Genomic DNA, 26,570 nt, shown 5'->3' on the forward strand with positions numbered 1-26,570 from the left:
CGGGGCCGCCCCTCCCGTGTGTGTCGGGGATACTGGAACGGCATACCAAGAGGGAAAGGCCACACACGTGACTGAGATCGAGATCGGGCGCGGCAAGCGCGGCCGCAGGGCGTACGCGTTCGACGACATCGCCATCGTGCCGAGCCGGCGCACCCGGGACCCGAAGGAGGTCTCGATCGCCTGGCAGATCGACGCCTATCGTTTCGAGCTGCCGTTCCTGGCCGCTCCGATGGACTCCGTCGTCTCGCCGCAGACCGCCATCCGCATCGGTGAGCTGGGCGGTCTCGGCGTACTGAACCTCGAAGGTCTGTGGACGCGGTACGAGGACCCGGAGCCGCTGCTCCAGGAGATCGCGGAGCTCGACGACGAGACCGCGACCCGCCGCCTCCAGGAGATCTACGCCGCCCCCATCAAGGCGGACCTGATCGGGCAGCGCATCAAGGAGGTGCGCGACTCGGGCGTCGTCACCGCCGCCGCGCTGTCGCCGCAGCGTACGGCCGAGTTCTCCAAGGCCGTCGTGGACGCCGGTGTCGACATCTTCGTGATCCGCGGCACTACGGTCTCCGCCGAGCACGTGTCGGGCGCCGCCGAGCCGCTGAACCTCAAGCAGTTCATCTACGAGCTCGACGTGCCGGTCATCGTGGGCGGCTGCGCGACGTACACCGCCGCGCTGCACCTGATGCGTACGGGCGCGGCCGGCGTCCTCGTCGGCTTCGGCGGCGGCGCCGCGCACACCACGCGCAACGTGCTGGGCATCCAGGTCCCGATGGCCACCGCCGTCGCCGACGTGGCAGCCGCCCGCCGCGACTACATGGACGAGTCCGGCGGCCGGTACGTGCACGTCATCGCCGACGGCGGCGTCGGCTGGTCCGGCGACCTGCCCAAGGCCATCGCCTGCGGCGCGGACGCCGTGATGATGGGCTCCCCGCTGGCCCGCGCGACCGACGCGCCGGGCCGCGGCCACCACTGGGGCATGGAGGCCGTCCACGAGGACGTGCCGCGCGGAAAGCGCATGGACCTGGGCGCTGTCGGCACGACCGAGGAGATCCTCCTCGGCCCGTCGCACACCCCGGACGGCTCGATGAACCTGTTCGGCGCGCTGCGCCGCTCGATGGCGACGACGGGCTACAGCGAGCTCAAGGAGTTCCAGCGCGTCGAGGTGACGGTCTCCCCGGCCGAGCACAAGCGCTGACCCCTGCGCGTACGAGCCCGACGCTTCGCCCCGCCCGGTTTTCCGCGCGGGGCGAAGCGCTGGGCGGCCCCGCTTCTTCCCGGAGAGCGTGTGCTTGATCTTCGGGCGGTCGATCGGACCGCCTGAAGATCAACTTGGGGGGTTGCGTCTTGCGCAAGCATTTCCTGGTGACCACCGGCATATGCGCGGCCACTGTTCTGAGCGTCCCCGGCATCGCTCCGGCCATGGCCGTGGAGCCGGGGCCGGCGGACCGTACGACCGCGGACTTCAACGGGGACGGCTACCCCGACCTCGCGATCAGCGCGGAATCCGCCACCGTCACCGGCCTGAAGAAGGCCGGCGGAATCTCCGTCGTGTACGGATCGGCCGCAGGCCTGAAGCACGACACCGCCGCCTTTCTGACCCAGGCCACGCCTGGCGTCCCCGGAGAGCCGACCGCCGACCGCAGGTGGGGCTACCTCGGGGGCCACGGTGATGTGGACGGGGACGGCTACGACGACCTGATCGTCCGCGACGGCCCCGGCATCCTCGTCTTCTGGGGCGGCGCCCAGGGCATCACCGCACCGGCCACCACGGTGACGACCGGCAGCCGTCGGCCGTGCGGTTCCGCGACACCCCGGCCGAGGACGGCCACAGCGTCAACCACGTCCACGTCGGTGACATGACGGGCGACGGTGTCCGGGACGTCGTGGCCCACGGCACCGCCACCGGCGACATGTCCCGGACCAAGGGCTCCGTCCTCAGGGGCACGGCCTCCGGCCTCGTCCGGGGTGGCGCGGTCACCTCCGGCTGGAACGGCTCCTTCGGTGACCTGAACAAGGACGGCTACCAGGACTTCGTCAGCGGCAGCCCCGACCGGAGCGCCGACGCGTTCGGGGGCAGGATCTTCGTCACGTACGGCGGCCCGGACGGCGTCAGCGCGACGCTGCCCGGCCGGACGTACACGCAGAAGAGCACGGGCGTCCCCGGCGTGGACGAGGAGAAGGACCGCTGGGGCTCGGACGTGTCCGTGGCCGACACGGACCAGGACGGTTACGCCGACATCGTCGTCGGCGCCGACTGGGAGACCGGCAGCGACGCGGCCGTCACGGCCGGTGGAGCGATCACCGTCCTGCGCGGCAGCGCCACCGGAGTCACCACCACGGGTGCGAAGACCTTCACGCAGGACTCGGCGGGGATTCCCAGCGCGTCGGAGACCGCCGACCACTTCGGATCGGCGGTCCGCGTCATCGACACCGACCGGGACGGCAAGCCCGAGGTCTACGTCGGCGGCAATGGCGAGGACGGCTTCAAGGGCCGGGTCTGGAAGCTGAGGACGGGCGCCCCCGGCGTCACCGGCACCGGCGCCACCAGCTTCAACCTCTCCGGCCTCGGCGGCCCGGTCGGCGGCGCCAACTTCGGGTTCCACTTCGGCGGCTGACAGGCCTTCGGCTGGCGGAGCTCCGGGCGACCGCCCCTTCGCCGCCTTCTCAGGCCGCTGACTTCTTGGCGGCCGAGAAGGCGGCGAAGGCGCCTATGGCGAGGAAGAGGAAGGACATCGGTCCGGCCTCTTCCTTCCAGCCCGTGGTCAGCAGTGGGAAGTTCTCGAAGAAGAGCTCCGTCACGGTGAGGCGGAGCACGTCGGAGACGGCGATCGCCAGGCCCAGCAGCTGGCCGAGGTAGACCGCGCCCAGCGAGAGGATCGCGCTCACCACCGGCAGGGCGGGGTTGCCGCCGCCGGCCTTGCCGGCCGCGAGGCCGATGAGGTAGCCGACGCCGACGGCCGCGAAGCCGATCTGGTACTCGGTGGCGCCGATGATGCCGCCGTAGATTCCGGCGCTGACGAGCGCGGTGGCGAAGGCCGCCGCGACGCCCAGGGCGACGTTGTCGCGCGCCCCGGCCGGGGCCGGCGTCTGCGGGTAGGCGCCGTCGGCGAACGGGTTGCCGGAGGACGGCGGCGGTACGGGCTGGCTCATCTGAGAATCCCCCCAGGGATGCATGCGCACGGGTGTGCGGGAAATGACGCCGCAGGCTAGCAGCCCCGTACGACACCGGCCCTGGGAATTCCCGTGCCTCTCGGCGCTCAGAGCCGGTGGCTCGCGCCCGTCGGGGACGCGCCCCGCGTGTCGAGGAGGAGCTGGGCCTTCACCGCCAGGGCCTGGAGGTCGTACGTGCGGTGGTTCTGCAGAAGTACCGTCAGGTCCGCGTTGGCGGCCGCCTCGTAGAGGGAGTCGGCGCGGGGAACCGGGACGTCACGTACGCGCCAGTCGGGGACGAGCGGGTCGTGGTAGCCGATCTGGGCGCCCAGGTCCATCAGGCGGGTGGCGATCTCCTGCGCGGGGGACCCCTGCTGGTCGGCCAGGTCCGGCTTGTAGGTGATGCCGAGCAGCAGGACGCGGGCGCCCCGGGCGGACTTCCCGTGCTCGTTGAGGAGCGTGGCGCAGCGCTGGATGACGTACTGCGGCATGCGGTCGTTGATCTCCTGCGCGAGGCCGACCATGCGCAGGGGGTGGCCGGGGGTGCGGCTGCCGTGCGGGATGTAGTTGGGGTCGACGGGGACACCGTGGCCGCCGACGCCGGGTCCCGGGCGGAACGCCTGGAAGCCGAAGGGCTTGGTCTCGGCGCAGCGGATGACGTCCCAGAGGTCGACGCCGAGGTCGTGGCAGAGCACGGCCATCTCGTTGACCAGGGCGATGTTCACGTGCCGGTAGTTCGTTTCGAGTACGCCGACGGTCTCGGCCTCGCGCGGTCCGCGCGCGCGGACCACCTTGTCGGTGAGGCGCGCGTAGAAGGCGGCGGCCGATTCGGTGCAGGCGGGGGTGAGGCCTCCGATGACCTGCGGGGTGCCGGCGAAACTGTGCAGCCGGCTGCCCGGATCCACCCGACTGGGGGAGTACGCGAGGTGGAAGTCGCGGCCCGCGCGCAGTCCTGAGCCTTCTTCGAGGATGGGGCGCAGGAATTCTTCCGTGGTGCCGGGGTAGGCGGCGGATTCGAGCAGCACGGTGGTGTGCGGGCGCAGTTGCGCCGCCAGGGCTCTGGCGGCGTCGCCGACGGCGCTGAGGTCGAGCGTACGGTCGGCGCCGAGCGGGGTGGGGGCACAGATGACGGCGGTACGGACCCGGCCCAGCTCGGCGGGGGCCCTGACGGTACGGAAACCGCCGGCCAGCATGCGGCGCAGGTCGGCGGCGGTGAGGGAGCCGTCGCCCGGGGCGCGCCCGGCGGCGAGGTCCGCGAGGCGGCGTGGGTCGGTGTCGTAGCCGATGGTGTCGATGCCGGAGGCGACTGCGGCCTGGGCGAGGGGCAGGCCGAGGTGGCCGAGTCCGATGACGGCGAGATCTGCGGGCATGGCGGTGGGCCGTCCTTCCCAATAGCCGGAGGGGAGGCAAGACGCAAGCCCTGTGGACAGTTCGAGCGAGCGCAATTTCAGACTAAGCGTAAATATGACCGTTATGCGGCATTGTGTGAGGCCGAGGCGCGGGAGTGTTGTCCACAGGCGGTGGCTGAAGACGGGCGGCACAGACAGAATCGAGGAGGCAGGGATGTGATCCCGGCCACCCCGACCACTACGGGAGGCAGCAGTGAGGACAGCGACACTGGGACCCGCCGAGCGCGCCGAGGCGCTCGCGGCGATGGCCGAGCGTGAACTGGACGTGCTCGTCGTGGGCGCCGGAGTGGTCGGTGCGGGGACGGCTCTCGACGCCGTCACGCGCGGGCTCTCGACCGGTCTGGTCGAGGCGCGGGACTGGGCCTCGGGCACGTCGAGCCGGTCGAGCAAGCTGATTCACGGCGGGCTGCGCTATCTGGAGATGCTCGACTTCGCGCTCGTACGGGAGGCGCTGAAGGAACGTGGACTGCTGCTGGAGCGGCTGGCACCGCATCTCGTGAAACCCGTGCCGTTCCTCTACCCGCTCCAGCACAAGGGGTGGGAGCGCTGGTACGCCGGGTCGGGTGTCGCGCTGTACGACGCGATGTCGGTGTCGTCCGGGCACGGGCGCGGCCTGCCGATGCACCGGCACCTCTCCCGCAAGCGCGCCCTGCGGGTGGCGCCCGCGCTGAAGAAGGACGCTCTGGTCGGCGCGTTGCAGTACTACGACGCCCAGATGGACGACGCGCGCTATGTGACGACGCTGGTCCGCACGGCCTCGCAGTACGGCGCGCACGTCGCCAACCGGGCGCGCGTGGTCGGCTTCCTGCGCGAGGGCGAGCGGGTTGTCGGGGCGCGGGTGCGGGATCTGGAGGGCGGCGGGGAGTACGAGGTCAGGGCCAAGCAGGTCGTCAACGCGACCGGGGTGTGGACGGACGACACCCAGGCGCTCATCGGCGAGCGCGGGCAGTTCCACGTGCGGGCGTCCAAGGGCATCCACCTGGTCGTACCGAAGGACCGGATCCACTCGTCGACCGGGCTGATCCTGCGGACCGAGAAGTCGGTGCTGTTCGTCATCCCCTGGGGGCGGCACTGGATCGTGGGCACGACCGACACCGACTGGGACCTCGACAAGGCGCATCCGGCGGCCTCCAGCGCGGACATCGATTATTTGCTGGAGCATGTGAATTCGGTGCTGGCGGTGCCCCTGACGCGCGACGACGTGCAGGGCGTGTACGCCGGCCTGCGGCCGCTGCTGGCCGGGGAGTCGGACGCCACCAGCAAGCTCTCGCGCGAGCACACGGTGGCGCACCCGGTGCCGGGGCTCGTCGTCGTCGCGGGCGGCAAGTACACGACGTACCGGGTGATGGCGAAGGACGCAGTGGACGAGGCGGTGCACGCACTCGACCAGCGGGTCGCCGCCTGCGTGACGGAGGACGTGCCGCTCGCCGGGGCGGAGGGGTACCGCGCGCTGTGGAACGCGCGAGCGCGGATCGCGGCGCGGGCGGGACTTCATGTGGTGCGCGTGGAACACCTGTTGAACCGGTACGGCTCGCTGGCCGAGGAACTGCTGGAGCTGATCGCCCGTGACCCCGGCCTTGGCGACCCGTTGAGCGCGGCGGACGACTATCTGCGGGCCGAGGTCGTGTACGCCGCCTCGCACGAAGGGGCGCGGCATCTGGACGACGTACTGACACGCCGTACGCGCATTTCCATCGAGACCTTCGACCGGGGGACGCGCAGTGCGCGGGAGTGCGCGGAGTTGATGGCGCCGGTGCTCGGCTGGGACAAGAAGCAGATCGAGAAGGAGATCGAGCACTACGAGAAGCGGGTGGAGGCGGAGCGGGAGTCGCAGCTCCAGCCGGACGATCAGACGGCCGACGCGGCGCGACTGGGGGCCCCGGACATCGCACCGATCCAGTGACTGGCCGTGATGCGGTGAACTCGGCCAGGTGGTGGGGAGGTTCGGTGGAGCTGCTCTGACACTGCTGTGACCTGCGCGTGGTCCCTTTTGTTCGTGCTGTGCAGAGGCCCCGGCGACCCGGGACCACGATCGGTCGCGCGGTGAGGGACAATGAAGGCTCTGCCAGGGCTTGTTACAGCATCACCCTGGAACGCAGCCATCGCGGGCGAAGATCAGGGATCGCAGAGGGGACGCATGTCGGAGGCGGAGCAGTCCAAGGACCCCCAGGGGCGTCTTCTCGCTGGGCGGTACCGGCTCGGAGAGGTGCTCGGCCGGGGCGGCATGGGTACGGTCTGGCGCGCGGTCGACGAGACGCTGGGCCGCACGGTCGCGGTGAAGGAACTGCGCTTCCCCACGAGCATCGACGAAGAGGAGAAGCGCCGGCTCATCACGCGCACGCTGCGTGAGGCGAAGGCGATCGCCCGGATCCGTAACAACGGCGCCGTGACCGTCTACGACGTCGTCGACGAGGACGACCGGCCGTGGATCGTCATGGAGCTGATCGAGGGCAAGTCGCTGGCCGACGTGGTGCGCCAGGACGGACTGCTGACGCCCCGTCGCGCCGCCGAGGTCGGCCTCGCGATTCTCGACGTACTGCGCGCCGCGCACCGCCAGGGCATCCTGCACCGCGATGTGAAGCCGTCCAACGTCCTGATCTCCGAGGACGGCCGCGTCGTGCTGACCGACTTCGGCATCGCGCAGGTCGAGGGCGACCCCTCGATCACCTCGACCGGCATGCTGGTGGGCGCCCCCTCGTACATCTCGCCGGAGCGGGCCCGTGGTCACAAGCCGGGCCCGGCCGCCGACCTGTGGTCGCTGGGCGGTCTGTTGTACGCGTCGGTGGAGGGCACCCCGCCGTACGACAAGGGGTCGGCGATCGCGACCCTCACGGCTGTGATGACCGAGCCGCTCGACCCGCCGAAGAACGCGGGGCCGCTGGAAGAGGTCATCTACGGCCTGCTGGCCAAGGACCCCGCTCAGCGGCTCGACGAGGCGGGCGCGCGCGCTCTCCTCAACGACGTGATCCACCTGCCCGAAAAGCCGGACGAGCCCGAGCCGCCGCTGGAGGCGACACGGGTCGTGGCGCTGCCGCCCGTTCCCGAGGACGTGCTCAGCGCGGTACGGCCGGCCAGGAGTGACGCGAGGGCGGACGAGGGCCCGGCCACGAGTGAGCGGTTGCGGGGCGCGCTGAAGTCCGTACGCAACGCGGCGGCGGCCCAGGCGGCCAAGCAGAAGCAGGCTTCCCAGGCGCGGTCCCAGGCGCAGCGGCAGTCGCAGCCCGCGACGGGTCCGAGGCCGCCGGCCCGTGCCTCGCTCACCGATGTCGTACCGCGTCGCACGCTGGTGATAGTGGCGGTGGTCGCCGCGCTGGCGCTGATCGGCACCGTGCTCGCCGTCGCGCTGAACGGTGGTGGGAACGAGGGCGGCGCCCAGGGCAAGTCCAAGGACGGGACGTCCGCTTCGAGCGGCGCCACGGCCGGCGGCGACGCCAAGGGCGACGCGGACAAGGGCAAGGAAGCGGACGGCGGGAAGGGCCAGAGCCAGGACCCGGGGCAGGGCCAGGGCCAGGACGACGGCCAGGGTGAGAACTCCGGCAGCGACGACGGCCAGGGTGATTCCGACGACTCCGGGACGGACGACCCGGCGAAGGACGGCGGGCTGCCCGAGGGATACGTGAAGGTCAGCGACGACCGGTTCCACTTCACGATGGCGATGCCCAAGGGCTTTGAGCGCAACGGTATAGCGGGCCGGAACTCCGGCGGCATATACAACAAGGGCGGCGGTTACCCACGCGTCCAGGTCGACTTCAACGCCAGCCCCAAGGACGACGCGCGCGCGGCCTGGGCCGCGGCCGTGGTGGGTACCGACGCGGCCAGCAAGAACTACAAGCACCTTGAGATACGGCCCGTCGACTACAACGGGTACCCCACCACCGCCGACTGGGAGTTCGAGCGCGACGAAGCGGGGATGCGGGTGCACGTCCTCAACCGGGGCTTCAAGGTGGACGCCGGGCGCGGCTACTCCATCATGGTCAGCTGCAAGGCCAGCGAGTGGGACGGCGACGAGTGCCGGACGCTGCGGGAGACCGCGCACGACACGTTCCAGCCGAAGGACTGACGTACGCAGCGGCCGGGTTGCTGAGACTCCGCGCACGGCCGGGCCCGGCCACGTATCGTGAGAGCTCGTGGACTGACCGTACGCGACCGGAATTGACGACTTGGTGTCGGTGCACCGGGTCGGAGGTACAGCGCGCTCTGGGGAGGCGTCGTGGACGACTATGCGGGACGGGTGCTTGCCGACCGCTACCGCCTTCCCCTGCCGCCTTCCGATGCGTACGAACTGGTCGAGACAAGGGCGTTCGACACGTACAGCGGCCAGGAAGTGCTGGTCCGTCAGGTGCCGTTGCCTGAGGTCGTGGACGCGGAGATCCTGGACGGCGACGGCAGTGGCGGGGCGGCGGCGGGGCGGCGCGCGGCCGGACGTACGACGTGTCGGCCGGCCGATCCTGCCGTGCGGCGGGCCATCGAGGCGGCGCAGGCCGCCGCGCAGATCCCCGATCACCCCAGGCTCGACCAGGTCTTCGACGTCTTCGCCGAGGGCGGCTCGCTGTGGATAGTGAGTGAACTGGTGGCGGCGCGACCGCTGGCGGCGCTGCTCGCCGAGAAGCCGCTCAATCCCTACCGGGCCGCGGAAATCGCCGCCGACGTGCTGACCGCTCTGCGGGTCCTGCACGCGCATGGCTGGACCCACCGGAACATCACCGTCCGCACGGTGCTCGTCTGCGACGACGGCCGCATCGTCCTGACCGGGCTCGCGGCCGGCGCCGCCGAGGAGGCGCTCTGCGGGTACGCTCCGGTTCCCGTGCCGGCGGAGTCGGCGACGGACGCGGAAGAGGGAGGCGGCAGTTGGGGCGGCCCCGGCCGGGTTACGGGGCACGAGCCGGCCGCGCAGTACGGCGATGCCGCCGCTCCCGCTCCCGGTGGCGCAGTGCGCACCGCCTCGCCCGCAGGGGGCGGAAGCCCCGCCGCCGAGGTCCGGGCCGCGCGCGCCGGAGCCATCGCGGCGTACCGCGCGGGAGCCCGTGCCGCGGCACGGGGCACCGAGGAGCAGCGCCCGGGCGGCACAGGCCCGCTCCCGGCCCAGCTCCCGGCCGGGGGCCCGCGCGCGATCAGCCCGTACGTCGACGCCGAGCCCACGTCCGCGTCGCCCGGACCCGCATCGGCCGAGCGCCCCCAGCGGCAGGAACTGGCCGGTACCTGGCAGGACGGCACCCGCCCGGACAAGCCCGGCACCGCCGCCGGCCGGCACCCGGGGTCCGGCGGAGCGCCGGGCACCGCCCCAGCAGCCCCCGGTGCCGCTGGAGGCAGCCGCCCCCCGGCCGCGTCCGGCGACTTCGACGACTCCTGGCACGGCGCGGTCCCACGCTCCCCCGCGGGCGACGGAATGCGAGCCGACGGCCTGCGACGCGGCCAGGGCCGCCGCCCGGAGCCGGACCAGAGCCAGGGCTGGGACCAGGGCCAGGGCTGGGGCCAAGGGCCGCGCCAGGGCCAGGGCCAGGCGCAAGGCATGCCCCCCGCCCAGGCCGGAGGCCGGGCACCGGCGCAGGGAAGCGGTACGTACGGGCAGCGCCACGGTCAGCTGCCGGATCAGCGGCACGGCCAGGCCCAGGCTCCCCGGCCAGGCCACTCCGGCGCCGAGGCGCACGCCGGCCCCGGCCCCGCCCAGACTCAGGCCCGCAGCTGGGACGAGGTCGTGGCGCGCGGACAGGGCGGGCAGGGTGGGCAGGGCGAGCACGGCGGGCAGAGCGAGCACGGCGGGCAGGTTGCCGTGTACCGGGGGCCCGCCACTCCGCTCGCCGCCGAGCGCGCGCGGCAGGCACGGATCGCCGTCGTCGGCGCCGTCACCGAGCGCTGGGCGCCCGAGCAGGCCGGGTCCGTCCACGAGAACTGGCAGCTCGCCCCGCCCATCGGCCCCTCCACCGACCTCTGGGCCCTGGGAGCGCTCCTCTTCCGTACCGTGCAGGGCCACGCCCCGTACCCGGAAGAGAGCGCCGTAGAGCTGGTGCAGCTCGTCTGCGCCGAGCCGCCCGCCTTCGCCGAGGAGTGCGGCCCGCTGCGGCCCGTCGTCGAGTCGCTGCTGCGCCAGGACCCCACCGAGCGGCCCGACTTCGAGGAACTGCGCGGCTGGCTCCGCTCGCTCGTACGGTCCGCGCCCGAACCGGAGGCCGGTGCGTACATCGTGCCGCTGCCGTCCGTCGACGCCGCGCGGCTTCCCATCGTGCGCCGCCGCGGCGAGCTCGTACGCAAGCGCCGCGCCAGGGCGTCCGACGTGCACGGCCGCCACCGGCACAAGAAGACCAGGACCAGAGGAGGCGCGGGGGCGCAGAGGGAGCCGAAGCCGCCCCGGGAGCCGCGGATCAAGGAGCCGCGGATCCAGAAGAAGCAGCGCGGCGGCCCCCGTTCGCTCGGGCGTACGCTCCTCCTCCTGATCCTCCTCGGCCTGACGGCCGCGCTCGTCTACTCGATGGTCTTCATGCCGAAGGCCGGCGAGGAGGACGGAGGCCAGGACGGAAACCGGGGCGCCCCCAAGAACGCGGGCGACAGCCGGAGCACCGGTGCGCCCACCACCCCCGGCCCCTCGGCCGGGACCGAGTCGACGCCCCCGCCCGCGCAGGAGACGCCCGGCTCCCAGCAGCCGCAGACCTCCGTTCCGGCCACTGATGTGGCCAAGGGGTACGAGGTCCGCAGGGACCCCGAGGGGTTCCAGGTAGCCGTCGATAAGGATTGGGAGCGGCGACCGATCAACGACGCCGGCCAAGTCCGTTACCGGGGCAGCGGCTTCGAGCTGCTGGTCGTCCCCGGCCGTGACACCGTCAAGGAGCACGGCGGCGACCCGATGGACTACCAGCTCAAGAAGGAGCGCGAACTCCAGGCCGTCAGGGACTCCTCCTGGTCGACCCAGCACGGCCTGCGCCGCATCGACGTGGGGCAGCAGGCCATGGCGGAAGGCCAGTTCACCTGGCAGGACAGCAGCGGGCGCGATGTGTACGTCCGTAACCTCGCGGTGATCGTCGGCGACCGCTATCACGTCGTCCAGGTGATCGGCCCGGAATCCCAGCGCGACAAGGTCACCGAGATCTACGAACAGGCCACGAAGGCCTACCGGGTGACGGGCGGCTGACCCAGCCCCTTGAGCTCGTAGACGGCGGCCGGTCCAGGAGCGGGCCGGGGACAGGTGCGGTCCGGGACAGGAGCGGGACAGGACAGGAGCGGGACAGGACAGGAGACGTGGACCACTCACACGCGATGACCGGCGGGACCGAGGGCGGCAGCCGCCTGATCGCCGGGCGGTACCGTCTCGGCGACCAGCTGGGGCGCGGCGGCATGGGCACCGTCTGGCAGGCGACCGACGAGCTGCTCGGCCGGCAGGTGGCCGTCAAGGAGCTCCACTTCGGAGGCGACGAACCCGGCCTGCCCGCCGCCGACGCGCAGTTGCGGCGTGAGCGGGCGCTGCGCGAGGCCAGGACCGTGGCCCAGTTGGTCCACCCGCATGTGATCGTCGTCCACGACATCGTCGAGGAACCCGGCGCCGGACTGTCGTACATCATCATGGAGCGGATCGACGGCGATTCGCTCGCCGACCGGATCGCCGCCGACGGCCCGTTCGACGTCCGCGAGGCCGCACGGATCGGCCTGGCGCTGGTCGGCGCGCTCCGCCTGGCCCATGAGCGCGGGGTACTGCACCGTGACCTCAAGCCCGACAACGTCCTGCTGGAGGCGGGCACCGGCCGGGTCGTCCTCACCGACTTCGGGATCGCGCGGCTCGACGGCGGTACGACGATCACCGACGCCGGGTCCTTCGTCGGCTCTCCCGAGTACACCGCGCCCGAGCGGATGGAGGGCCGGGCCGCGGGCCCGGCCTCCGACCTGTGGTCGCTCGGCGTGCTGCTGTGTACGGCCGTGAGCGGCGAATCGCCCTTCCACCGCGACTCCTTGAGCGGCGTGCTGTGCGCCGTCATGCACGACCCGATCGTGCCGCCCGCCGCCGCGGGCCCGCTGCTTCCCGTCGTACGACGCCTCCTGGAGCGCGATCCGGAGCGCAGACTCGGCGCGGCCGAGGCGGAGCGACTGCTGCTGGCGTTCCTCGCGACCGGCATGGCCCCCGACTCCGCGGCGCCCTGCCCGGCCACGCATCCGCACATCCCCCTCGCTGCCAAGCCGTCGCGCTTCCGGGCCGGCGGTGTCCGGGCCGGCGGTGTCCGGGGCGCGCTCGTGGCGAGCATGCTCGTCGCCGTGATGGCGGGGGCGGGAGCGGCGACGGCGACGCTGTTCCTGCGCGACGGCGACGGCGACGGTGACAGCAAGGGCGGCGGCCGTACGGATTTCGCGCCGACCCGCACGGTCACCTCGACCGTGTCGACGCGTCCCGGCGGCGGAGTGCATGCCCCGACCGGCACGGCCGACGCCGCCCGCACGCCGCCGCCCGGCTACCGCAGGGTGACCGACCCGGCGGGCTTCACGCTCGCCGTCCCCGAGGGTTACGACCGCTCGGCCGACGACAACGGGGTGTCGTACCTGTCGCCGGACAAGGGCATCAGAATCGGCGTACGCCGGCAGAGCCCCGTAGCGGGCGGCCCGCTCGGCGAGATGCGGCGGGCGCACGCGAAGGGCCCGGACACCCATCCCGGCTACCGCGCCGGCAAGGTCACCCGGACCACGCACAACGGGCTGGCCGCCGCGCTGTGGGAGTTCGTACGGGACGGTTTCGAGCCGGGCGACGAGGACCGGCACACGTACGACCTGTGCTGGGAGGAGGGCGGTCTGATGTACGACGTGTGGGTCTCGGCGCCGGTCAGCAGGCAGGACGACGGCAAGCGGCACTTCGACACCGCCCTCGACTCGTTCGCCCGCGGTTAGACCGCGAACCGGGGCCCTGAGACCTGGCACAAGCCCCTGATCAGGGGTTATCTGCCAGTGAACACTGGCGCGGTGGTGAGGGGCCGGTGAAAAGGTATTACCGACGGGTATCCAAAGGATCGCCGGAGGCTTACTCTCGCCCTCATGACGGACTCGCAGGCCCCCGCAGCCGCCCTCGGTACGAACCCCACCGCCGCCGCCCCCGCAGGTGCGCGCACCGCGGCAGACGTGGTCACCCCCGAGGTGGTCGCACAGCTCACGCGTGACGTGGTCGGTTCCGGCCGCACCGCCAACCACACGCCCTTCACCGGCGAGAAGCTGGCCGACCTGCCCGAGTCCACCCCGGAGGACGTCGCGACCGCCTTCGCGCGGGCACGCGCGGCCCAGCCCGTCTGGGCGGCCGTACCGGTGCGGCAGCGCGCCGCGATCCTGCTCCGCTTCCACGACCTGGTCCTTGAGCGCCAGGCCGAGGTCCTCGACCTGATTCAGCTGGAGACCGGCAAGGCCCGCCTGCACGCGCACGAGGAGATCCAGGCCGTCGCCATAGCCGCCCGCCACTACGGCCGCAAGGCCGCCTCGTACCTCAGGCCCAAGCGGCGCACCGGCGCGATCCCGACCCTGACGAAGGTCACCGAGCTGCGCCAGCCGCGCGGTGTAGTCGGCCAGATCGCCCCCTGGAACTACCCCTTCGAGCTGTCGATCGGCGACGCGCTGCCCGCCTTCGTCTCCGGCAACGCCGTCGTGATGAAGCCGGACACCGAGACCGCGCTGACCGCCCTGTGGGCCCGCGACCTCCTCGTCGAGGCCGGTCTGCCCGCCGAGGCCTTCCAAGTCGTCCTCGGCGACGGACCGGTCATCGGCCCGGAGATCGTCAAGCACGCCGACTACGTCTCCTTCACCGGCTCGACCCGCACCGGCCGCGAGGTCGCCCAGGGCGCCGCCGCCCGCCTCATCGGCGTATCCCTCGAACTCGGCGGCAAGAACGCCATGCTGGTCCTGGAGGACGCCGACGTAGAAAAGGCAGCGGCGGGCGCCGTCCGCGCCTGCTTCTCCTCCGCCGGACAGCTCTGCATCTCCATCGAGCGGCTGTACGTCCACGAGTCGATCGCCGACGACTTCGTGGCCCGGTTCGCCGCCCGTACGAAGGCGATGCGCCTCGGCACGTCCCTCGCGTACGGCGCCGACATGGGCTCGCTCGCCGGTGAACGCCAGCTGGAGAACGTCAAGCGCCACGTCGAAGAGGCCGTCGCCAAGGGCGCCACACTCGTCGCGGGCGGCGTCGCCCGCCCCGACATCGGCCCGCTGTTCTTCGAGCCGACCATCCTGGACGGCGTCGAGGCACCGATGGCGGTGTGCACCGAGGAGACCTTCGGCCCGGTCGTCTCCATCTACCGCTTCACCGACGAGGACGAGGTCGTCGAGCAGGCCAACGCCACGCCGTACGGCCTCAATTCGAGCGTCTGGACCAAGAACGGCAGGCGCGGCCACGCCATCGCCGCCCGGCTGCGCACCGGCACGGTCAACATCAACGAGGGCTACGCCCCCGCGTACGGCAGCGTCCAGGCGCCGATGGGCGGCATGAAGGAATCCGGCCTCGGCCGCCGGCACGGCTCCGAGGGCATCCTCAAGTACACCGAGGCCCAGACCGTCGCCCACCAGCGACTGATCCCGATGGCCCCCTCCTTCGGCATGGACGACGAGAAGTACGCGGCGTTCATGAGCACCAGCCTGAAGACGCTCAAGGTCCTGCGTTTCCGCTGATCCCCAGGTTTTTTGACGAGGAGCGCCAATGCCACAGGAGAGCTCTGTCCCCAGCCAGGAGGCTGCGGGCGATTCCGCGCACGACGACGATGCCGTGTACGACTACGACGTCATCGTCGTGGGATCCGGCTTCGGCGGGTCCGTCTCCGCGCTGCGCCTGACGGAGAAGGGCTACCGGGTCGGCGTCCTGGAAGCGGGCCGCCGTTTCACCCGCGAGACCCTGCCCAAGACCTCCTGGGACATCAAGAACTACCTGTGGGCGCCCGCGCTCGGCCTCTTCGGCATCCAGCGCGTGCACCTGCTCGGGAACGTCATGGTGCTGGCGGGCGCGGGGGTGGGAGGCGGCTCCCTCAACTACGCCAACACGCTGTACGTACCCCCCGCTCCCTTCTTCCAGGACCGGCAGTGGGCGGACATCACCGACTGGCAGGACGAACTCGCGCCGTACTACGACCAGGCCAGGCGCATGCTCGGGGTGCGCCTCAACCCGACCATGACGCCCTCCGACGTACACCTGAAGGCGACCGCCGAGGCCATGGGAGTGGGGAGGAGCTTCCACATGGCACCGGTCGGCGTCTTCTACGGCGACGGCAAGGACGCCGACGGTCATTCAACGGCCCGGCCCGGCGAGGAAGTTCCCGACCCCTACTTCGGCGGCGCCGGACCGTCCCGCAGGGCCTGCACCGAATGCGGCGAGTGCATGACCGGCTGCCGGCACGGCGCGAAGAACACCCTCAACGAGAACTACCTCTACCTCGCCGAGAAGGCCGGCGCCGTCGTCCACCCCATGACCTCCGTCGTCGGCCTCGCCGAACACCCGGACGGCGGCTACCGCGTCGCCACCGTCCCCACCGACGCCCGCCGCAAGGCCAGGCCCCGCACCCTGCGCGCCCGCCAGGTCGTCGTCGCCGCCGGCACGTACGGCACGCAGACCCTCCTGCACACCATGAAGGACCGCGGCGACCTGCCCCGCGTCTCCCCTCGGCTCGGCGAACTGACCCGTACCAACTCCGAGGCCCTCGTCGGCTCGCAGACCACCGACCGCCGCTACCGCAAGAAGCACGGCGCGAAGAAGGCCGACTTCACACGGGGCGTCGCCATCACGTCCTCGATCCACCCCGACGACAACACCCACATCGAGCCGGTGCGTTACGGCAAGGGCTCCAACGCGATGGGCGCGATGTCCATCATCCAGGTGCCGTACGCCGACAAGTTCCCGCGCGTACTGGGCTGGCTCGGCAACGCCGCCAGACACCCGCTGCTCACCCTGCGGTCGCTCTCCAACTACCGCTGGTCGGAGAAGACCATCATCGGCCTGGTCATGCAGTCGCTGGACAACTCCCTGACGACGTACCGCAAGCCGGGCGGCATCGGAAAGGGCCTGCTCACCGCCCGCCAGGGCCACGGCGCGCCCAACCCGAAGCAGATTCCCGAGGCGGCGCGCGCCGCGACGCTCCTCGCCGAGGAGATCAACGGCTTCGCGGGCAGCAACATCGGCGAGCTCATGGGTACGCCGCTGACCGCGCACTTCCTGGGCGGCTGCCCGATCGGCGCCACACCGGAGCAGGGCGTCATCGACCCGTACCACCGGCTGTACGGACACCCGGGGATCTCGGTGGTCGACGGGTCGGCGGTCTCCGCCAACCTGGGCGTCAACCCGTCGCTGACGATCACCGCGCAGGCGGAGCGCGCCATGTCGTACTGGCCCAACAAGGGCGAGCCGGACGTGCGCCCGGCGCAGGGCGCGGCGTACGAGCGCCTCGCGGCGATCGAGCCGAAGGCGCCCGCGGTGCCGGAGGATGCCTTCGGCGCACTGAAGCTGCCGTTCCTCGGCATACCGGTGGTCCCGCCGAAGAGTTGAGCGGGCAGGCAAAAGGGGCTGCACCCCCCTCCGAGTGCAGCCCCTCCTGCCGGCTCTACCGGTGTGTCACCGGGTCATGCGTGCGTGGCCGGGATCAGGCCTCGGAACCGGCCTGGCGGCGGCGTACGACGAACATCGCACCGGCGCCGAGCGCCACGGCCGCGCCACCCGCGAGGGCGAACATCGGCATCTTGGACGAAGAACCGGTCTCGGCGAGGCTGCCGGTCACCGGGATCTCCTTGGAGCCGCCCTGCGGCTCCTTGGGGCTCGGCACGGGGTTCTCGGCGGGCGGCTCGATCGGCCTGGGCTTGCCCGGGTTCTCGTTCTCGCTGCCCGGGGCCAGGACGTCGAAGTCCCAGTAGGCCAGCGACGTGCGGATGCACTCTTCGTCGGCGTCGAGGTATCCACCGAAACCGATGGCGAAGCTCGCACCGGCGGGGGCCTTCGCGCTGATGTTCAGGCGCAGCTTGATGTCGACGACATCCTTGGCGCCGAGCTCGGTCTTGCCCAGGAACTCCGGACCGCCCACGGCGTCCCAGGCCTGCGTGTGCTCGTTGAAGAACTCGAACTGGAGGTGGCTGCTCAGCCAGTCGTTCTCGTCCTCGCTCATCGACTCGTTGTCGACGAACGCCATCCACTGGACCTCGCCGAGCGCGGTGTCGGTGGGGTTGGAGGCGGTCAGCTTGAAGTTGTGCCAGCCGCTGCCGGCGACGATCTTGCCGGGCAGGCCGTTGATGTCCATCTTGAGGGCGGACTCGCTGTCGACGAGGTCGCCGTTCTCGTCGATCAGCGGCTCGCAGGGCTCGTACTCGTCCTGCGGATTCGTCGCCGGGTCCTCGTCGTCGCCCGGCTTCTCGTCATCGCCCGGCTTCTCGTCATCGCCCGGCTTCTCGTCATCCCCGGGCTCGTCGCCCGGGTCCTTGTCGGCGTCCGGGTCCTGCTCGCCGTCGGGGTCGGCCGCCGGGTCCTCGTCGGCCGGGTCCGTGTCGCCCTCGGGGTCCGTCGCCGGATCCTTGTCGACTTCCGCGTCCTCGTCGGCCGGGTCCGTGTCGGCCGGGTCCTCGTTGGTCGGGTCGGGCTCGTCGGCAGGGGCCGGGTCCGTCTTCGGGTCCTCGTCGGCGGGGTCCTCGTCGGCCGTGTCGGACACGTCGGGGTCGGTCGCCTGGCCCGGGTCGGTCGTCTCGGTCTGCGTGGTGGCGGGGTCACCCTCGGCGTACGCGGCCGGTGCGGCCAGGAAAGCGGCAGGAGCTATGACGGCCGTCGCGGCCGCAAGGGCCATGGCACGGCGAAGCTTCATATAGACCTCAGAAAGTCTGGCGTACCGCACGGCTAGCGGCACGAGATGTGAGGGCCGCCGTGAGTGGGGGTGCACGGGTGGCCGTTGGTTCGCATAGATGACCTATGGCCGGCGTAAAGGGTTGCAGGGATTCTCAGAGGTTTCTCATGTGGCTCGCGTCACATCACCACCGCCGGCACCACTTGGGCAAAGCGAAGGGCCCCGCGGACGGGGGAGATCCGCGGGGCCCGGGCCGTCAGCACCCGGCGCCAGGGCAGCGCCGGTGCTGCGGGGGCGGCGCCGGGGGGTGCGCCGCCGGCTCTGTACGCCGGTGGCCTGCCCGGCGCACGAGAGGCGCTCGCGTGGTTCGACCAATGGCAGCGACCGCCCGGCGTACGGGGCTGCCTTTGCATCGTGCGTGTCGGCCGCGAACCGCGCAACAGTCTCGACGACATCCCAGGGGACGACATCCCAGGGGGAGGGAGAGAGAGGGAGGGGGAAACGGGGACACGGCCGGCCGGTTCCGGGCGTCCCCGGAACCGGCCGCCTTGGGTGACCGGGCTGCTGTCCCCTGCCGACCGGTCACGCACGCCGGGACGAGGTCCCACGACGCACGTGCAGTACGCCGCACGCCCCGGCGGAGCCACGCGTGGTTCTTTCTGCGCACCCGCCCCTGGCTGGCGCGGACACCGGGACCAACGAACCCCCCGTGGGCCCGGTCACGCGCCGTACGGGTGAGGATGCTCCCGAACTCAGATACGGCCCCGGCACAGCTCCAGCATCGTCATCGCGAGCGCCGTGCCGGGCTTCCCGAGCGCGTCCCTGTAGTGGCCCAGGACCTCCATCTCGCGCGACAGGTTCACGCGCCGACCGCCCGAGGTGATGCGGGCCTCCTGGATGACGGCCGAAACGGCCATCCGTTCCTGGATGAGGCCGATGATCCTGTCGTCGAGCGAGTCGATGCGCTCCCGGGCATTGCCGATCAGGTCCGCGGCCTCATCGGTGCGCGCGCCGGTCCTCTCGGCGGCGGCGGCGGTGGCGGGGGCGGCGGTGGGGGTGGCGGTGGCGGTGCTCATGTCCGTAACTCCTGGATGTGAAGGGGGGCGGGCCCCCCGAGGCGACCAGGCCCGGAAATGACAGAGCGCCCCGGGCCTTGTCGGCCCGGGGCGCCTGTGAAGTCGCTTGTCAGTAGCTCAAGCAGCTCGACCATGGCACCGGTCGGACCGGGTGCCATAGGTAAAGAGGAAGCTCAGCTGCTTGTGCATGAGGCCAGTATGCCTGTCGCCGGCGGACGGCCGATGCCGGGTTCGGATGGTGAGACAAGGGGAATGTCGCGTCCCCGTTAGAATTGACAGTCCCGACACCCTTCACCGCCGGAAGGCCGCCCCGTGCCAGCAGTGCCCCCCGCCGCCCCCGACGCCGTCCTCGTTGTCGACTTCGGCGCGCAGTACGCCCAGCTCATCGCCCGCCGTGTCCGTGAGGCCCGGGTCTACAGCGAGATCGTCCCCAGCACCATGCCGGTGTCGGAGATGCTGGCCAAGAACCCCAAGGCGATCATCCTCTCCGGCGGCCCCTCGTCCGTGTACGAAGAGGGCGCCCCGACCCTCGACCGTGAGATCTTCGAGGCCGGTGTCCCCGTCTTCGGCATGTGCTACGGCTTCCAGCTGATGGCCACCACGCTCGGCGGCGCCGTCGACGACAACGGTGCGCGCGAGTACGGCCGTACCCCTCTCGCCGTCTCCAAGGCCGGGTCCACGCTCTTCGAGGGCACCCCCACCGAGCAGTCGGTGTGGATGTCGCACGGCGACGCCTGCTCGGCGGCGCCCGAGGGCTTCACCGTCACCGCGTCCACGGACGTCGTGCCGGTCGCCGCCTTCGAGAACGACGAGAAGAAGCTGTACGGCGTGCAGTACCACCCCGAGGTGATGCACTCCACGTACGGCCAGCAGGTCCTGGAGCACTTCCTCTACCGGGGCGCGGGCATCGAGCCCGACTGGACCACGCACAACGTCGTCGAGGAGCAGATCGCCGCCATCCAGGCGCAGGTCGGCACCAAGCGCGCCATCTGCGGCCTGTCCGGCGGCGTGGACTCCGCGGTCGCGGCAGCGCTCGTGCAGAAGGCCATCGGCGACCAGCTGACCTGCGTGTACGTCGACCACGGCCTGATGCGCAAGGGCGAGACCGAGCAGGTCGAGAAGGACTTCGTCGCGGCCACCGGCGTACAGCTGAAGGTCGTCGACGCCCAGGAGCGCTTCCTGAACGCGCTCGCCGGGGTCTCCGACCCGGAGGAGAAGCGGAAGATCATCGGCCGCGAGTTCATCCGCGTCTTCGAGCAGGCCCAGGCGGAGATCGTCGCCGAGGCCGGCGCGGAGGGCGAGGACGTCGCGTTCCTCGTGCAGGGCACGCTCTACCCGGACGTGGTCGAGTCCGGTGGCGGCACCGGCACCGCGAACATCAAGTCCCACCACAACGTGGGCGGCCTGCCCGACGACATCGAGTTCGAGCTCGTCGAGCCGCTGCGCCAGCTGTTCAAGGACGAGGTCCGGATGGTCGGCCAGGAGCTCGGCCTCCCGGAGGAGATCGTCCAGCGCCAGCCGTTCCCCGGCCCCGGCCTCGGCATCCGTATCGTCGGCGAGGTCACCAAGGAGCGCCTCGACCTGCTGCGCGAGGCCGACGCGATCGCCCGCGAGGAGCTGACGGCGGCCGGTCTGGACCGCGACATCTGGCAGTGCCCGGTCGTGCTGCTCGCGGACGTACGGTCGGTGGGCGTCCAGGGTGACGGCCGGACGTACGGCCACCCGATCGTGCTGCGCCCGGTCTCGTCCGAGGACGCGATGACGGCGGACTGGACGCGGATGCCGTACGACGTACTGGCGAAGATCTCGACCCGGATCACGAACGAGGTTGCGGACGTGAACCGCGTGGTGCTCGACGTGACGAGCAAGCCGCCGGGCACGATCGAGTGGGAGTAACCCGGTAACCCTGGTCGCAGGGTCAACGACGATGCCGTCGCTCATTCGTTTGGGCGGCGGCATTGTCGTATCCGCTCGGTACGCTGGCCGCAGGCCCGAGAATCCCGTCCATGGGAGGAACCATGACCGCTGAGCCGCTGCCCACCGAGATCTCGTGGCCGGTGCCGCCGCAGGACGGCTACACCGTGGACGACCTGCTGACGCTGCCCGACCTCCCGCCGCACACCGAGCTGATCGACGGGAGCCTGGTTTTCGTGAGTCCGCAGAGGAGTTTCCACTCTCTGGCGATGGACCTGTTGGTCCCAGGCCTGCGCGCGAGCGTCCCGAAGGATCTCCGGGTGCGGCGGGAGATGACCGTCGTCGTCGACAAGAGGCAGGGCCCCGAGCCCGATGTGTCGGTGATCCGCGCCGCAGCGGTGACCGACTCGGAGGAGACGCACTACCGGGCCAAGGACGTGCTCCTCGCCGTGGAGGTGGTGTCCCCCGACTCCGAGAAGCGCGACCGTGAGCGCAAGCCGCAGATCTACGCCCAGGGAGGCATCGCCCACTTCTGGCGAGTGGAGCGCGGCGACGACGGCCGTCCGGTCGTGTATGTCTACGAACTCGACCCCGCCACCAAGGCGTATGGCCTTGTGGGCATCCACCACGACCACCTGAAACTGTCGGTTCCGTTCTCCGTCGACATCGACCTGGCCGCGATCGACGAGCTGTAGACGCCTGTGCGATAAGCGGCAGACACCCCTGTTCACCTGCCGTACCTCGCGGTAGCTTCCGCCCCATGAACGAGACGCCGGCGCCCGTACCCCTCGAACAGCTCCACTTCGCGATGCCGCCCACCCACGCGACCGCCGCCGAGGAGCGCCAGTACCGCAAGGAGCGGCTCGCCGGGGCGCTCAGGCTTTTCGGGCGGTACGGGTACGAGGAAGGCGTCTCAGGGCACATCACGGCACGCGACCCGCAGTACGCCGACTGCTTCTGGGTGAATCCCTTCGGGCTCGCCTTCGCCGACATGACCGTGGGCGACCTGATCCTCGTCAACGGCGACGGGCAGGTCGTCGAGGGCAGCCGCCACGTCAACCAGGCGGCGTTCCTGGTCCACGCACAGGTGCACCGCGCCAGGCCGGACGTCGTGGCCGTCGCGCACACCCATTCCGTCCACGGCCGCGCGCTGTCCGCGCTGGGCGAGCTGCTCGACCCGATCACCCAGGAGGCCTGCGCCTTCTACGAGGACCACGCGCTGTACGACGCGTACACCGGCGTCTCCGTCGACGCGGAGGAGGGGCGGTGGATCGCGGGCGCGCTCGGGCCGCACAAGGCCGTCATCCTGCGCAACCACGGGCTGCTGACCGTGGGGGACTCGGTCGACGCGGCGGCCTGGTGGTTCATCGCGATGGAGCGCTGCTGCCAGGTGCAGCTGGCCGCGCGGGCGGCGGGCCGGCCCGTACCGATCGACCACAAGGACGCGGTCGCCACGCGCGATCAGCTGGGCAGCGACCTCGTGGCGTGGATCAACCACCAGCCGCTGTGGGGCCGGATCAGCCGCGCCGAGCCCGAGCTGTTCGCCTAGCCCGCACCTATCCCCCTGCGGGTGACGCGGGGACCTCTCTTCGTACGGCACAATTCCCCTACACCGGAGGGAAGTTCCCTTCAGCAGGTTTCGAGAGGGCGGCAACTTCCGTGGCTGTGCAAGAGGCACGACAGAGCGCGCACAGTGGCGGTTGTACGTGCGGCGACTGCCCGCACGGCGCCCGCGAGGGTCACCGCCGTGCCGTTTCCGCCTTCCTCGCCAAGCGCGACGGCCTGGCGGCGGGCCAGGGCCTGCCCGCCGCCGTCGCGCATTCCGCCGGTGCCTCGCGTCAGTGGGTGTCGGACGAGCTGACCCAGTCGGCGCGCGCGGTCGCCGAGCGCAGCCGGGAGGCGGGCGAGGCGTGGCTCGGCATGGTGTGGCGCTCCACGCTGTTCGTGGTGTGGGGCGGGGTCGTCGTGCTGATGCTCGTTCAGGCGTTCACGGCCATCGGGGCCGGCTGGACCTCCGCCCGTACGGCGGGGCTGGTCGCCGCGCTCGTCACCGCCGCCCTGCTGACCGGCGCGGCGCGCGCGCACCGGGCGCGCGGTGGTCTCCTCGCGCCCCTCATCGGCGAGGACAACCGGCTGTCCACCTCGCGCGCCGTCGCCGGGAGCTGGGTGCTGCTCGTCGTCTTCGCCGTGCTGGTGATCGCCATTCAGCTGGCCGCCGCGTCCGACCACGCCGACCGCGACGCGCTCATCGCCGGCCTCGAACTCGCCCGTGGCCTCGGCATGCTGACCGTCCTCGCGCTGACCTGCGCCATCGCCGTCGTCGTACGCCATGTGGTGACCGTGCGCGTCCTCGGCCGGCGCCTGCAGAAGGTACGGGCCGACCGCCCCCGCGCCGCCGACCTGCTCACCGACGACGCGGGCCGGGGCAACTTCGCCGATGTCCAGTACGTCCTGGTGAACGCGGTCGCGGTGGTGTTCGCGGCGGTACGTCTCGCCCGGCGGCCCGAGCAGCTGCCCGATCTGCCGTGGGGCCTGGCCCTGCTGGTGGCGGTCTCGGCGGCGACGTACTTCGCGGGGAAGTTCGCGGAGGGCGGCCGTCCGGTGGTGCTGTCGGTCGTACGGGCCAGGGAAGCGGGCGATCTGGACGCGCCCATCCGTACCGGCGACGACATCGAGATCCGTGGCGCGGGCTTCGTACCGCCGGGCGCGGGGACTCCCGAGCGCCTGGCGCGGATGGTCGTACGGATCGGGACGGTGCACGTCCATGTGCCGCTGATCCCGGTGCCCGGCGGATTCGCCAACCCGACGGACACGGTGCTGACCGTGCCCGTGCCGGTGGAGGTCGAGCCGGGCCGCGTCGATGTGCAGGTGGTGACGGCGGCGGGTGCGGAGACCGACCGGGTGACGATCGACGTCACCGACTGAGCGGCACTCGTGACCTGCCGTTTGAGCCGGAGCACCGCTGCATACGTATCCCTCTTCGAGGGGCGCGGGGAGAATCGTGCCCGCGCCGCACGGCGCTGACGCTTCGGAGAGGCGGGACCAGACCATGAGTCACGGGTATCGGGCCGGCGGCGGCAACGGCATCATGACCGGAACGGGCATGGGCGCGGGAAGGGGCGCGGGAATGGGCGACGGGCCGCACGGACGTGGCGGCCTGCGGGACACGGCGCGCCGCTACTCGCTCCTGCCGCTGCGGATCTTCCTTGGCGTCACCTTCATCTACGCCGGTCTCGACAAGCTGACGGACAGCCAGTTCATGTCCGCGAGCGGCACCGGGTCGGTCGGCGAGATGATGCGCGGCGTGCGTGACACGTCGGCCATCCCCGCCCTCGTCGATCTCGCGCTCAAGAACCCCGAGGGCTTCGGTTACGCCATCGCCGTTGGTGAACTCGCCGTCGGCATCGGCACGCTGATCGGACTTCTCGCCCGCCTCGCCGCGCTCGGCGGGGCGCTGATCTCGCTGAGCCTGTGGCTGACGGTGAGCTGGGCGTCGGACCCGTACTACTACGGGAACGACCTGGCCTACCTCATGGCCTGGCTGCCGCTGGTGCTCGCGGGCGCCGCTCACTTCTCCGTCGACGCCGCCCTCGCGGCGCGCCGCCGGCGCACGCTGTAGGCCATCCAGCTCGCCGCGCCCGCGAGCAGCAGCCCGAGGCAGATGACCGGGAGCGCGGCGTAGGCGGGCACCTGCCATGCGCCTGTGGCGTCTCCCGTGTACGCCGTGGCTGTCCCCAGTACGACGAGGCCGCTGATCAGTTTGCCGGGCCTGAACTCGTGCCGGAAGCGGGTGGGGCGCTGTCCGGGCCGGTACCCGGCGCTCGGGATGTCACTTCGCTGCACGGGTTACCTCCACCTGGCCGACGCCGACTTCGAGATCCAGCCGAAGCGTCCCGGCGGACTTGCCGCGCTCCGGCGGCTCCGGCTGCTTCAGCGGCTCCGGCGGCTTCAGCGTCCGGCGCTGGTCCTGGTCCGTCACGATGGCGAAGTCCTGTGGTTGCTGCCCCGGCAGCTGGATGTCGCCGACACCCAGCTTCATGCGCAGTTCCACCGTCACGTCCTTCGGTACGACGACCCTGAGCTGCCCCGCACCGACCTCCGCCCGCGTGGCCACCGAGGAGCCCGCCGGGACGCGTACGCCGCTGAGGTCGAGCGTCCCCACGCCCGACCCGAGTGCGTACGCGGGCCGCACGGCCGAGGCCGAGGCGGGCTTCCAGTTCGTACGCATCCAGTCCGTGGAGATCTGCTTCGGCAGCGCGGAGGCGCCGGTCAGCATCAGCGCCGTGATCACGGTGAGCAGGATCGTGCCGACGCCCGTACGCCCGCGGAACGCGCTGACCGCGATGCCGAGCCCGAAGACGGCGAGCGCGCAGGACAGGCCGATCTGCAGGCTCGTGCCGAGCGGCTGCGCGTCCCACGACAGGCCGGTGCCCAGTCCGGCCGCGAGTACGGCGAGCAGGAACACCCGCCCGCCGATGCCGCGCGGCCCGCGCGTCGCCGGGTCGCGCCGCCGCTGCGGGGGAAGGCCGGGGGCGGCGGCCGGGCCCCGGCCCAGGTCCGGCGCCTCGTCGACGACCGCGCCTTCGGGGCCCCACAGGTAGCCGGTGCCGACCGGGCCCGTCGTGCCGTCCTTGATGATGGGGTCCCGCCACCAGGAGGGCGCACCGGGGACGGGCGGCGCCTGCGTCTCGGGGGGTGCGACGGCGGCCGCCTGCGCGGCCACCGGGTCGACCGGTCCGGTGTCGGGGTCGGCGAGGCGGCGGCGCTGGGACCAGTAGGTGGCGCCGGTGAGGGCGAGCGAGAGCAGCACGGCGAAGCCGAGGACGGAGCCGTTGTTGAGCATGGAGAGGAAGAGGCCGCAGCCGACGAGGGCGAACAGCACGGCGATGAGGGTGGCGCCGTCGACGCGGCCCGTCAGGAGTCGGCGGGCCTCGTTCTCGTCCTCGCCGTCGAGCGGGATGAAGAGCCAGGCGAAGCCGTAGAAGATCAGGCCGAGGCCGCCGGTGACGGCCAGGACGCCGAGGCCGATCCGGAAGATCACCGGGTCGAGGTCGAAGTGCCGGCCCAGTCCGCCGCACACGCCGCCCACCAGCTTGTGCCGCTTGCTGCGGCGCAACGGCGGCTGCTCCATCGGCTCGTCCGCGGCCCCCGGGGGAGCGGCAGCGTCGTACGGCTGTGTCATACGTCCATGGTGAGGGGCGGTCCGGCGCCGCGGCACCCGCGCCGACCCTGGACGATCCCTGATTTCGACCCCGAGCCGGGCGGGG

General features: G+C 71.7%; 20 protein-coding genes. 14 read left to right on the forward strand and 6 right to left on the reverse strand.

Annotation, left to right across the window (positions count from 1 at the left end; all coding sequences use genetic code 11):
- Window positions 1-67 precede the first annotated feature (67 nt).
- The 3 genes from J7E91_RS04065 (at window position 68) to J7E91_RS04075 (ending at window position 2,612) form a co-directional block, all read left to right on the forward strand.
- Window positions 68-1,192 carry a GuaB3 family IMP dehydrogenase-related protein gene (locus J7E91_RS04065; protein ID WP_028812319.1) on the forward strand — a complete coding sequence of 375 codons (1,125 nt, stop codon included), beginning with the start codon at window positions 68-70 and terminating at the stop codon, window positions 1,190-1,192.
- Window positions 1,193-1,341: 149 nt separating this feature from the next.
- The gene (locus J7E91_RS04070; RefSeq protein ID WP_214899158.1) at window positions 1,342-1,857 is read left to right on the forward strand and encodes an FG-GAP repeat protein; all 516 of its coding nucleotides are present in this window, start codon (window positions 1,342-1,344) and stop codon (window positions 1,855-1,857) included.
- A complete protein-coding gene (locus tag J7E91_RS04075; protein ID WP_214899160.1) occupies window positions 1,791-2,612 on the forward strand; it encodes an FG-GAP repeat protein in 822 nt (273 codons plus the stop codon). Before J7E91_RS04070 ends, J7E91_RS04075 begins: the two co-directional genes overlap by 67 nt.
- A 49-nt stretch (window positions 2,613-2,661) precedes the next feature.
- On the opposite strand, the gene J7E91_RS04080 is transcribed toward J7E91_RS04075, so the two are convergent.
- Both J7E91_RS04080 and J7E91_RS04085 read right to left on the reverse strand, forming a co-directional pair.
- On the reverse strand, window positions 2,662-3,147 hold the full coding sequence (locus tag J7E91_RS04080) for a hypothetical protein (protein ID WP_214899161.1): 486 nt from the start codon (window positions 3,145-3,147) through the stop codon (window positions 2,662-2,664).
- A gap of 107 nt (window positions 3,148-3,254) precedes the next feature.
- Complete coding sequence (locus J7E91_RS04085; RefSeq protein ID WP_214899162.1) at window positions 3,255-4,517, reverse strand: nucleotide sugar dehydrogenase; 1,263 nt, start codon at window positions 4,515-4,517, stop codon at window positions 3,255-3,257.
- A 232-nt stretch (window positions 4,518-4,749) separates the two neighbouring features.
- On the opposite strand from J7E91_RS04085, the gene J7E91_RS04090 reads away from it, so the two are divergent.
- From J7E91_RS04090 to J7E91_RS04115, 6 genes are all read left to right on the forward strand, one after another.
- Entirely contained in the window at window positions 4,750-6,459 is a 1,710-nt protein-coding gene (locus J7E91_RS04090; protein WP_214899163.1) for a glycerol-3-phosphate dehydrogenase/oxidase, read from the forward strand.
- Window positions 6,460-6,693: 234 nt separating this feature from the next.
- Window positions 6,694-8,616, forward strand: a complete 1,923-nt coding sequence (locus tag J7E91_RS04095; protein WP_214899164.1) for a serine/threonine-protein kinase — start codon at window positions 6,694-6,696, stop codon at window positions 8,614-8,616.
- 150 nt (window positions 8,617-8,766) lie between these two features.
- Window positions 8,767-11,679, forward strand: a complete 2,913-nt coding sequence (locus J7E91_RS04100) for a protein kinase (protein WP_214899165.1) — start codon at window positions 8,767-8,769, stop codon at window positions 11,677-11,679.
- A 125-nt stretch (window positions 11,680-11,804) separates the two neighbouring features.
- Window positions 11,805-13,415, forward strand: a complete 1,611-nt coding sequence (locus J7E91_RS04105) for a serine/threonine-protein kinase (protein WP_214899218.1) — start codon at window positions 11,805-11,807, stop codon at window positions 13,413-13,415.
- 144 nt (window positions 13,416-13,559) lie between these two features.
- Window positions 13,560-15,176, forward strand: a complete 1,617-nt coding sequence (locus tag J7E91_RS04110) for a succinic semialdehyde dehydrogenase (protein WP_214899167.1) — start codon at window positions 13,560-13,562, stop codon at window positions 15,174-15,176.
- 28 nt (window positions 15,177-15,204) lie between these two features.
- Complete coding sequence (locus J7E91_RS04115; protein ID WP_214899168.1) at window positions 15,205-17,037, forward strand: GMC oxidoreductase; 1,833 nt, start codon at window positions 15,205-15,207, stop codon at window positions 17,035-17,037.
- Between the two features lie 94 nt (window positions 17,038-17,131).
- Here the strand turns inward: J7E91_RS04115 and J7E91_RS04120 are convergent, their stop codons facing one another.
- Complete coding sequence (locus J7E91_RS04120; protein WP_251015139.1) at window positions 17,132-18,334, reverse strand: LAETG motif-containing sortase-dependent surface protein; 1,203 nt, start codon at window positions 18,332-18,334, stop codon at window positions 17,132-17,134.
- Window positions 18,335-19,065: 731 nt separating this feature from the next.
- Complete coding sequence (locus tag J7E91_RS04125; protein WP_214899170.1) at window positions 19,066-19,389, reverse strand: chorismate mutase; 324 nt, start codon at window positions 19,387-19,389, stop codon at window positions 19,066-19,068.
- 312 nt (window positions 19,390-19,701) lie between these two features.
- Here J7E91_RS04125 and guaA point away from each other — a divergent pair, with 312 nt between their 5' ends.
- From guaA to J7E91_RS04150, 5 genes are all read left to right on the forward strand, one after another.
- Window positions 19,702-21,285 carry a glutamine-hydrolyzing GMP synthase gene (guaA, locus tag J7E91_RS04130; RefSeq protein ID WP_214899172.1) on the forward strand — a complete coding sequence of 528 codons (1,584 nt, stop codon included), beginning with the start codon at window positions 19,702-19,704 and terminating at the stop codon, window positions 21,283-21,285.
- Between the two features lie 122 nt (window positions 21,286-21,407).
- On the forward strand, window positions 21,408-21,998 hold the full coding sequence (locus tag J7E91_RS04135) for a Uma2 family endonuclease (RefSeq protein WP_214899174.1): 591 nt from the start codon (window positions 21,408-21,410) through the stop codon (window positions 21,996-21,998).
- Window positions 21,999-22,063: 65 nt separating this feature from the next.
- Complete coding sequence (locus J7E91_RS04140; RefSeq protein WP_214899177.1) at window positions 22,064-22,852, forward strand: class II aldolase/adducin family protein; 789 nt, start codon at window positions 22,064-22,066, stop codon at window positions 22,850-22,852.
- A gap of 110 nt (window positions 22,853-22,962) precedes the next feature.
- Window positions 22,963-24,228: a hypothetical protein gene (locus tag J7E91_RS04145; protein ID WP_214899180.1), complete on the forward strand. Its 1,266-nt coding sequence runs from the start codon at window positions 22,963-22,965 to the stop codon at window positions 24,226-24,228.
- Window positions 24,229-24,430: 202 nt separating this feature from the next.
- Window positions 24,431-24,922, forward strand: a complete 492-nt coding sequence (locus tag J7E91_RS04150) for a DoxX family protein (RefSeq protein WP_251015171.1) — start codon at window positions 24,431-24,433, stop codon at window positions 24,920-24,922.
- Here the strand turns inward: J7E91_RS04150 and J7E91_RS04155 are convergent.
- Complete coding sequence (locus J7E91_RS04155; RefSeq protein ID WP_308376016.1) at window positions 24,871-25,146, reverse strand: hypothetical protein; 276 nt, start codon at window positions 25,144-25,146, stop codon at window positions 24,871-24,873. The two genes, J7E91_RS04150 and J7E91_RS04155, sit on opposite strands and share 52 nt — an antisense overlap.
- On the reverse strand, window positions 25,133-26,485 hold the full coding sequence (locus J7E91_RS04160) for a PspC domain-containing protein (RefSeq protein WP_214899185.1): 1,353 nt from the start codon (window positions 26,483-26,485) through the stop codon (window positions 25,133-25,135). The genes J7E91_RS04155 and J7E91_RS04160 overlap by 14 nt, the downstream gene beginning before the upstream one ends.
- Window positions 26,486-26,570: the final 85 nt, after the last annotated feature.

This window comes from Streptomyces sp. ISL-99 (assembly GCF_018614005.1).
Taxonomy (GTDB): domain Bacteria; phylum Actinomycetota; class Actinomycetes; order Streptomycetales; family Streptomycetaceae; genus Streptomyces; species Streptomyces flavidovirens.